1 protein-coding gene and 1 pseudogene are annotated in these 1,191 nt (G+C 75.7%); both read left to right on the top strand.

Annotated elements, in window-relative coordinates:
* The coding region (locus HGA02_RS19840) for a hypothetical protein (protein WP_210728852.1) at nucleotides 1-241 on the top strand (241 nt) is incomplete at its 5' end.
* Nucleotides 241-1,191: pseudogene (locus HGA02_RS21330) on the top strand (hypothetical protein); the annotation flags it as partial. The gene HGA02_RS19840 and the pseudogene HGA02_RS21330, both read left to right, overlap by 1 nt.

Here is a 1,191-nt window from a genome sequence, read left to right as displayed (position 1 = left end):
CGCCGTGCGGGCGCTCGGCCGGCTGCGTGTCGTGCGTGTCGACGTCGCGGGGGCGTTCCCGTCCGCGCTGGCCGACCTGGTGTCGAGCGCCGACGGCGAGAGCCTGACGGTGCTGCACCGCGACCCGCTCGACCCCACGAGCAGGGCGGACGTCGAGGCGGCGGCGAGCTCGCACGGTCTCGAACCCGTCCTCGTCGGGCCGACGGGGACGGGGGCGGCGTTCTGGCTGGGGGTGGACTGATGGCGCGGCGTGCGCAGGGTGGTCAGGGCGGGGTCCGCTACGTCGACGGCGTCGAGCCGCGCGGCGGGTACCTGGACTCGCCGGTGACGTCGGTCGCACCGCGCGCGGGCAAGCCGTTCGCGGCGCTCGGGATGCGGACGGTCGGCGACCTGCTGCGGCACTACCCGTTCCGGTACGCCGACCCGGGCACGCTGACCGACATCGCGAGCCTGCGCGTCGGCGACACCGTGACGGTCGTCGCGGACGTGCGGCAGGCGGTCGTGCGCCGCGCGCGGTCCACCAACGCGTCGCGGCTCGAGGTGCGGATCACCGACGGTCGCGCCGAGCTGCAGCTCATCTTCTTCGGCGGCGCGCGGCACCACGAGCGGCTGCTCGTGCCCGGGCGGCGCGGGCTGTTCACGGGGCAGATCTCCGCGTTCGGCGGGCACCTGCAGCTCGCGCACCCGACGTACGAGATGTTCGACGACGACGGCGAGGGCGAGCGGGTCGCCGTCGAGCGCGCGTCGTGGCCGCGGCCCGTCTACCGGGCCGGCTCGGGGCTCGACACGACGAAGATCGCCGCCGCGGTGCGCACGGTCCTCGGCACGCTGCGCGACGAGGACCTGGAAGGTGTTCGCGATGACGAGCGCGGCGACGAGCAGCGCGACCGCCGCGAAGCCGAGCACGACCATGACGAGCGCGTTGCCGGAGCCGGTGATCTGCTCGACCGCGGCCTCGGCGGCCTCGCGCTTGGTGAGGACGTCGGCGTCGTCGAGCGCGGTCGTGACGTCGGCCTGGACCTGGGACGAGCCGTCGGTCACGACGAGGAGCTGCGCGGGCACGCTGTCCTGCGCGGCCTCGCCCGACCACTCGAGCACGTCGGGCGTCGTCGCGAGGCCCGCGCCGCCGTAGGCCGACCAGGCGCCCGCGGGGTCGTCGGCGAGGCCGACGACGGTCACGTCGCCCTCGTG

The sequence above is a fragment of the Cellulomonas septica genome, assembly GCF_012396155.1.
Classification (GTDB): Bacteria; Actinomycetota; Actinomycetes; order Actinomycetales; family Cellulomonadaceae; genus Cellulomonas; species Cellulomonas septica.
This window is presented reverse-complemented; position numbering and strand designations above follow the sequence as displayed.